This is a genomic window from Bacillus sp. D48C, from assembly GCF_053345735.1.
The window spans coordinates 155,550-164,124 of record NZ_JBKFAQ010000013.1; the positions used below are offsets into that span (position 1 = coordinate 155,550).

At 34.0% G+C, this 8,575-nt stretch carries 8 protein-coding genes; 1 reads left to right on the forward strand and 7 read right to left on the reverse strand.

What is annotated here, in order from left to right; all coding sequences use genetic code 11:
* Positions 1–235: 235 nt before the first annotated feature.
* The 3 genes from pbpC to ACLBXA_RS24875 all read right to left on the reverse strand — a co-directional run bounded on the left by pbpC (position 236) and on the right by ACLBXA_RS24875 (position 3,842).
* Positions 236–2,221, reverse strand: a complete 1,986-nt coding sequence (gene pbpC / locus ACLBXA_RS24865; protein WP_001227237.1) for a penicillin-binding protein 3 — start codon at positions 2,219–2,221, stop codon at positions 236–238.
* Between the two features lie 156 nt (positions 2,222–2,377).
* Positions 2,378–2,866, reverse strand: coding sequence for a dihydrofolate reductase (locus tag ACLBXA_RS24870; protein ID WP_000637208.1), 489 nt, complete (start codon positions 2,864–2,866; stop codon positions 2,378–2,380).
* Positions 2,867–2,885: 19 nt separating this feature from the next.
* Positions 2,886–3,842, reverse strand: a complete 957-nt coding sequence (locus ACLBXA_RS24875) for a thymidylate synthase (RefSeq protein ID WP_000679602.1) — start codon at positions 3,840–3,842, stop codon at positions 2,886–2,888.
* A gap of 198 nt (positions 3,843–4,040) precedes the next feature.
* Between ACLBXA_RS24875 and ACLBXA_RS24880 the strand changes: the two genes are divergently transcribed.
* Entirely contained in the window at positions 4,041–5,498 is a 1,458-nt protein-coding gene (locus ACLBXA_RS24880; protein ID WP_000032719.1) for a serine hydrolase, read from the forward strand.
* A 50-nt stretch (positions 5,499–5,548) separates the two neighbouring features.
* Here the strand turns inward: ACLBXA_RS24880 and ACLBXA_RS24885 are convergent, their stop codons facing one another.
* The 4 genes from ACLBXA_RS24885 to ACLBXA_RS24900 form a co-directional block, all read right to left on the reverse strand.
* A complete protein-coding gene (locus tag ACLBXA_RS24885) occupies positions 5,549–6,481 on the reverse strand; it encodes an aminoglycoside phosphotransferase family protein (RefSeq protein ID WP_000692069.1) in 933 nt (310 codons plus the stop codon).
* An 11-nt stretch (positions 6,482–6,492) separates the two neighbouring features.
* Positions 6,493–6,879 (reverse strand): VOC family protein, encoded by a 387-nt coding sequence (locus ACLBXA_RS24890; protein WP_001094667.1) that lies wholly within the window; start codon positions 6,877–6,879, stop codon positions 6,493–6,495.
* Between the two features lies 1 nt (position 6,880).
* Positions 6,881–7,516, reverse strand: a complete 636-nt coding sequence (locus tag ACLBXA_RS24895; RefSeq protein WP_001174980.1) for an HAD family hydrolase — start codon at positions 7,514–7,516, stop codon at positions 6,881–6,883.
* 106 nt (positions 7,517–7,622) lie between these two features.
* Positions 7,623–8,210, reverse strand: coding sequence for a YpjP family protein (locus ACLBXA_RS24900; RefSeq protein WP_001134421.1), 588 nt, complete (start codon positions 8,208–8,210; stop codon positions 7,623–7,625).
* Positions 8,211–8,575 lie beyond the last annotated feature (365 nt).

The following is an 8,575-nucleotide window of genomic DNA, read 5'->3' on the forward strand; positions in this document are numbered from 1 at the left end:
TTCTCTCCCTTTTTTCTCTTTATCTTTAATTCAAGATTTATTTTTCGAAAGTTAATAACTTACCTTATGTAAGTATAATACAAAAAGTTTTAATTAATGTCAATAAAAAATAGCTGCTTTTTTTTCGTAAGTTAATGATTTATTTTGTTTCTTTAAAATTTAGTATACAGATATTAAGACTCCTCATACAAAAAGGCTATCTCTATAATTTATAGAGATAGCCTTTTATTACATATTATTTTTGAAAAACATGTTTCACTTTTTCAGCTGGAATGTTACTTCCACCTCTACCTTTTACATCTTCAATCATCATTGTAATGACCATATCTGGTGAATTCAAATCAAATGCAGCGAACCAGCCTAGTTCTTTTCCTTCGGCCTCTTTGGATACTTTTAATTCCGCTGTACCTGTTTTTCCAGCAAGAGTCATTCCATCAATTTTAGCAATTTTCCCTGTACCATCCGGATCATTAATTACTTTCGTCATAGCAGTTTTTAATATATCCTGATTTCCTTTAGAAATTACATTTTCTTTCCAAGCTTTTGGTTGTTTATCTGTTTTAATAATATACGGTGATGGAATCGTTCCATCATTTACAATTGGCGCATACGTTAAAGCTAAATGAAGAGGAGTCATTAATACTTGCCCTTGTCCATATCCTGTATCTGCCATTTGAATATCATTTTTAATACCGTCATTTGCAATTTTAGAAGCAGGGAATCCATATTCAATTGGTAATTTTTCATCGAATCCGAATTTTTTCGCTTCACTCATAAACTTGTCTTTTCCGATTTTCAATGCTTCTTGTGCGAAGTAAATATTATCCGAGTATTTCATCGCCTTATCAAAATCAATCGGATTTGCATCTTTCACACGCGTTACATAATAATTACCCCAAGAAGAATCTTTTGTCCATTTTAATCCTTCAATTTTTAACTCTTCTTTTGGATCAATCGTTTTCGTTTCAAGACCAATTGCAGCTGTAATTGGTTTAAATACAGAACCTGGTACCGATAATTGTGTAAAGCGATTCGTCATCGGTTTTTTCGGATCATTATTCCAAGCTTCGCGTTGTGCTTTCGATGTTCCTCGTGCAATTAAATTCGGATCATATGCTGGACTACTTACTAGTGCAATTGTTTCTCCACTTTTCGGATTAATTGCTGCACTTGAACCAGCTTCGCCCTTCATTTCATTGTACGTTTTTTCTTGAACAGCACTATCAATAGTTAAAGTTACGTTTTCTCCATCAACAGCATCTGTTTTTGCCAAGTTTTTAATTTCTTTTCCTTGTGCATCTTCTACAAAGACACGGCCACCTTTTTTACCGCGTAGCTTTTCCTCTAATACTTGCTCTAAACCAGCTTTACCAACTGGATCATCAGCTTGATAGCCTTTCTTTTGAAGCGTTTTTAAATCTTCAGCATTTACCTTTCCGATATAACCAGTTAGATGAGCTGCCGCTTCCCCTAATGGATATGTACGAACATTTACAGGTTTTGTTGAAACACCTGCTAAATCAATGTACGTATTTTGCGTTGCCCCTTCAGGCAAAATTCCAATTGGTACGAGATACCCTGGTTTTACCCATTTAGCAGCTAATTTTTGATCAATTTCTTCTACAGTCATATTTAACAACTTCGCTACTGTCTCTTTCGTTTGCGGAGCAGTATCGTCTAATTTTTCTGGAACTATTCCAATTTCAGAAGCTTTCCCATTCGTTGCAAGACCTTTTCCATTACGATCGTATATTTCACCACGTTTTGGCTGTGTTGTCTGCATACGCACTTTACTATCTTTCGTCATACCAGGGAAAATAAAATCAGGAGTCCAATCTATTTTCCAAGATTCTTTATCTCCATCTTTTTCTTTCACCATTTTTGCTTCATGGCCAAAAGTAATTTTACCACCAACTGTATCCATGCTTACTTTAAAAGGAACAGGGCCTTCATCTTTTTTATCTTCTTTTACTTCCCCTGTTTCTACCTTTAAGTCTTTTACTTCGATACCAGAATAAATTTTTTCATATTTCTCAGTAAACTCTTTCTTTGAAATATCTTTTTTTGCATTTTTTGATAGTTGATCATACATATCTGCAAATTTTTGTTTATTCCATGCTTTTACATATGTATCAAACGCTTCTTGTGGTTTTTCTTCTTTACCGCATCCAACTAACATGAATGTTAAGCAAAGAAAAAGAATCCCCCATATCTTTCTCAATCCATTCTCCTCCTCTTTCTATATTAGTAATTTTGAAAATTTTAGCATTTTTTACATGCTACCTATCATTATAGCACTATCGAATCTCATCTATAAACTTATATTGGTGAATATAAATAAAAAGATTGATGCGAATTCTCACATCAACCTTTTTTATTATTGTTGTTTCTCATATACATGGTAATAATACGTATACGGGTTTTGTTCATCCGTTAAACCTTTTTCCACAAAAATCTCTTTCCAATTTGTCATATCCATTTCTGGGAAGAATGTATCTCCTTCAAATGCATAATGGATTTTTGTTATATACAATTTGTCTACATAAGGTAAAAAGAGATCATAAATTTGCGCCCCGCCAAAAATAAAAATCTCTTCTTCATTTTTACATAGTTCAAATACTTCTTCTACAGAATGAACAACTTCACATCCTTCAACGTGATATCCTTCATTACGAGTTACAATAATATTACGTCTTCCAGGCAGCGGTCTACCAATCGCTTCATAGTTCTTTCTTCCCATAATAAGCGGGTGACCCATCGTTGTTTTCTTCACGTATTGTAATTCACTCGGTAAACGCCAAGGTAAATTATTATCTTTACCAATTACTCTATTTTCGTCCATTGCGACCATAAATGAAACAATCATTTTTTCATCTCCTCTACAATTATACTGCAACCGGTGCTTTAATTGCTGGATGCGGATCGTATCCTTCAATCGTTAAATCTTCCATTTCAAAATCGAAAACAGATTTCACATCTGAATTTAATGTAAGTTTCGGGAACGGACGTGGTTCACGTGCCAATTGCTTTTCTACTTGTTCAAAATGATTTGTATAAATGTGTGCATCTCCAATTGTATGAACAAATTCTCCTACTTCAAGACCACATTCATGTGCAATTAAATGTGTTAGTAGTGAATAACTTGCGATGTTAAATGGAATTCCAAGGAATATGTCACCACTTCTTTGATATAACTGACAAGAAAGTTTTCCGTCCGCTACATAAAACTGGAATAATGTATGACAAGGCGGTAATGCCATACTCGGTACGTCTTCAGGATTCCAAGCAGAAACGATTAAACGACGTGAGTCTGGTGTTTTTTTAATCATTTCAATTACATCTTTTAATTGATCAAGTGTCTCACCGGCTGTCGTTTTCCAAGCACGCCACTGTTTACCGTATACGTCTCCTAAATAACCATATTTATTTGAGAAATCATCATCTTCTAAAACGTTCTTTTTAAACAATTCCATTTGCTCATCGTACTGTACTTTAAATTCTTCATCTTGTTGTGAGCGAAGACCAAAATCAGTCATGTCAGGACCAGTATACTCGTCACTTTCCACCCAGCTCTTAAATGCCCATTCATTCCAAATATTATTATTATGCTGCAATAAATAGCGAATATTTGTATCACCTTTCATAAACCAAAGTAGTTCACTTGCTACAAGGCGAAATGGTACTCTTTTTGTCGTTAATAAAGGAAATCCTTTACTCAAATCAAAACGCATTTGATATCCAAATACAGATACAGTTCCTGTCCCTGTACGATCTTCTTTCTTCGTACCATGTTCCATTACATGGCGGCATAAATTTAAGTATTCATTTTCAGCATGTTTCATATGTAGGAAAACCTTCTTTCAATCGTATATGCAATTTATCATAACATGAAAAATGGTAAAGTTAATAATCCTAATTAATAAAATTTCTCCCACTAATTCTTACAAAATTATTAACTTTCCAAATTTAAAAAGGTTTTCATTTTCTATTACCGAAAGTATAGTGCGGTAGAACAAAATTTATATTTGGAGGTTAGAAGTATGTCTAAATTTGGAACGCCTGTTATGACTTCTTTACAAACAACGGTTGAAAAAATGATGAAGGATTTAAATGTTCCTGGTGCTGCTGTCGCTGTAATAAAAGACGGTGAAGTTATTATTTCAGAAGGTTTCGGCTATCGTAATATAGAAACAAAAGAGGCTGTTACACCGCATACTCGATTCGCAATCGGTTCCTCAACGAAAGCTTTTGGCACACTTTCATTAAGTTTGTTAACACAACAACAAAAATTTAATTGGGATAGTCCTGTCCAGTCTTTTATACCTAACTTCTCTTTATCTGAAGTACTTGCTAGCTCACAAGTTACCGGACGAGATTTAGCTTCTCATCGAACCGGTGTAAGCCGTCATGAGGCTCTTTGGTATAGCTCTTCCTTATCTCGAAAAAATCTCGTTGAAAAAATAAAACATTTACCACTTGATGCGCCGTTCCGAACAGCGTTTCTATATAACAACTTAATGTATACAACAATCAGCTACATTGTGGAAAATATTACAAATCAAACGTGGGAACAATACGTTACAGAACATATTTTAGAGCCTTTAAATATGAATCAAACAAACTTCTCTGTTACAGATTCACAAACTACAGATGATTATGCTTTACCTTACGTTGAAAATGAAGGTAAAATAAAAGAAGTTCCATTCCATAACATCGATACAGTTGGAGCTGCTGGGTGTATTAATTCTACAATTGAAGATATGGCAAATTGGGTCCTTCTTCACTTAAACAAAGGTAAATTTGGAAATCATGAATTAATCTCCTCTGAATTATTACAACAAATGTATACACCACATAATTCCATTCCAGATCAACCAGTTTTATCACTTCCTGAATCTCCATTAAATAGTTACGGTCTTGGTTGGTTTATTAGCGCTTACCGTGGTAATAAGGTAATTCATCATGGCGGTAATATTGATGGGTTTTCAGCACTTGTTTCATTCATACCAACAGAAAACATAGGCCTTGTCATTTTAACGAATGCTGGAGGAACATTACTTCCTACTTATCTCGCTAATCAAATTTATGACGAACTACTTGAATTAGAATCCATTGATTGGCATAAACGTGCTGTAGAAGATACTGAGAAAATGAAGGAAATGATGAAAGAAGCAACTGAATCGCTTCCTGAACAAATTAAAGGGACTACACCTTCTCACAAGTTAGAGGATTATACTGGTACTTTTGAACATCCTGCATACGGAACATTACAAGTATACAAACAAGATGATTCGTTATTTGTACAATTTATGGAGATGAAGGTTCAATTGCACCATCATCACTACGACATCTTCTCTGCAAAAATTGACTTATTCCAAATGAAAATGAGTTTATTATTCGCTTATGAAATGAATGTGAGTGGTGAATTCCCATCTCTTCAGTTACATGTGCCAGCTATGTTAAGTACTCAGCCGCTGACATTTAAGAAAATCAAATAATTATTTTGATGGTAAAAAATAAAGGTAGGTGCGAATCACACCTACCTTTTCTATTTCATATCCATCTTATCTGGTTGAAACCAAATCGGCTTCAATAGTTCAAAGTTTTTATGATCTTCTAATACAATATGAAGACGCTCTAACGTATCCTCCAACATATGCGGTGCTGCTCGTAATGTCCAGACAACTGATGAGAAAACTGTCATGCCAACGTACACCGCATATAATTTCCAGAACTCCTCTGGTATTCTCTCATTAAAGTATCCTTCTATTTGTCCGATTGAATATGGAATACTAATGTCTCTTGCAAATAGTGCAATTTTTACGAAATCATGCAGTGGGTCGCCCCAGTCATAACCATTAAAATCAACTACACCTACATATCTCCCATCCCGTACAATTATATTTTCTAAATGAAAATCATCGTGTTGAAATCGATTTGGGCGATCCTTTACATACATTTCATTTTCATCTATAAACTTAATAATTTTATCATCATTTTCAATTTTAATTCCGCATGTTTTATACGCCTCTAAATATTTCCTATGTTTTTTCATTGCTCTTTCATACCACGGAAGTATATTCTTAGGAGCTTCAAGTGTATGCATTTTCGCTAAATCTTTTCCTGCCTCTATGCCAATATCATATTGTTCTTTTGGTGAATACGTAGACAATAGTCTCTTCGCATCTTCCCCTTCTAAATATGAAAAAATACTATAGCATACACCTTCTTCTTCCAATATACCTATTTCAATTGGCCTTTGTGCCTGTACGTTACATTTTACCATTTCATTTAAAATTTGAAACTCTATTTTCTTTCTTTCATACTCTTTTATATCGCCTGTCCGAAATAAATATTTTTCATTATTCGCACTCATAATTATATATTTCTTGTCAGGCGAAAAACCTTTAGAAATTTCTTTAATATCCACTGCATCTTTTACAATTTGTATATTGTTTTGCTGCGCTGTAATTATCTTCATATCTATTCCCCTTACATTTCTGCCTTTGGTGTATAAGCAACTTCTACAATAAATCCATTCGGATCGTAAAAATCAATCGTATAGTAACCTTCCGAATAATGATTCATTTCAATTGGACCACGTATTACCTTCACTTTCGTACTAGAAAGAAAATCTGCTACTTCATCAACTACTTCTCTATGAATAGCTTGATAACAAATATGTCTAGGCCCTAACGTCCTTACGATTTCCTCATCTACTTCTTTAAAATATATTTCACTTTCTCCTGTGCTATATGCTACTTCATTTAACTTTCTCCATCCAATTATGGAAAACAACTTATTATAAAAAGAAATGGACTCCTCCAAATTCGCTACCCAAAATTCAATATGATGAATGCCTGCTCGAAGTGTATTCATATTAAGAATACGCTCCTTGTACTACTTCCACAATTTCCATCGGCTTATGAACCATATAATCTGGTGCATCTTTTTTCACTGTTTCAATGACATCATATCCCCAAGATACCCAAATCACGTTCACTCCAGCCTTTTTACACGCTGCTACATCTCGCTGTTCATCACCAACGTATAACATATCCTGCTCTGTTATCTTTTTCGATTTTAAAAATCTTTTTATCATTTTATCTTTACCAAACAGATTTTTAGAACAATACACTTCTTGTATATTTTCTATATCATTCTTGTGTAAAAATGCCCGAATATGCTCTTCTGAGTTAGATGATATAACCGCAATACCGTATCCTTTTTTATATAGTTCATCTAATACATCCTTCATCCCATGAAATAAAACAAGATCTTTTATAGCAGGCTGATATAATTTATAAAACTCCAACGCTAATATCGGTAATTTATACAGTGGTACATCGAGTTGTTTACATCTCTCTGGCATCGTTAATTTACGTAAATGTTCAATTTCTTCTTCCTTTACCGTTTTATATCCGTGCTTTTCAGCAATTTGATTATAAATTGGTACAAATATATTTTGCGAATCTACTAATGTGCCATCAAAGTCAAAAACAATGTATTTTTGCATCTCCATACTCCTTTTACTTCTTTTTTCTAAACCTATGTTATTCAACAACATAGTTGTCTGTCCCTTCTATAAACATAAAAAAGAACAAGATTTTCTCTTGTTCTTTTTAAGACAACCATTTCGGCGGTACATTTGTATTCCAATAAATATTTCCTAACTCATGATGTCCAGAGTATCCATCATCAAAACGGTGATAATGGAAATTAAAATAATAACCATCTTGCGGCGGATGATCTCTTCTTACATGGAAACGCAATAAATCATTTCCTGATTTCGTATCGTAGACGTGAAAAATCTTTTCATTATTTCCACCAGCTGGTTTTTGAGAAATCGCTAATGATTGTAGTGAGTCTTCTGGTACATCACTAGCAAGCTCAGCAATTGCCTCTTCAATTTTCGGTAATATTACATCTTTAAATTCATCTTCAATTACTGGACCAATTTTAGTACCAAACTTTTGCATCGACTGCTTCTCTGCTTCTTGCATTGCATAAGTAATAAAAGTATCGGTGGTTAACCTGTCATTCGTTTCTTCATATGTATAGGACGTGCTCTCCAAACTTTGTTGCCCAGCTGTGCTCGTAGGCTTGTCCGCAGCTTTGGCATTATCAAGCAATATGGAAGGAGGCGTCACTAAACCAAATGTAAATACGGTAATTAATGCGACTAAGGTTTTTCTAAACCAATTTGGCATTTATGTTCCCTCCCCTTTCACTCATTATTTTTTATATAACGGTGGTTTCTTCTATTATACAAAATGATTATAATTTTTGCACTTTACAATTTTGTTAACGTTCACATATTTTTCACTTGAATATGAAATTGTAAGATTTCATACAATATTAATACCACAATATTGAGGAGGCACTTGAATGACTTTAGATGTCATGTATTCCGCCGCAAGCATACTCGTTTTAGTATATTTTATTTATCAATGTGTTACAGACTAGAAAAAGAGCCGTCAATGAACTGCACCCCAATTGTTAGACACAGTCTAACAATTGGAGGTGCAGTTTTTCTATGGCTAAATTTACAGCTGATGAAAAAATACAAATCGTT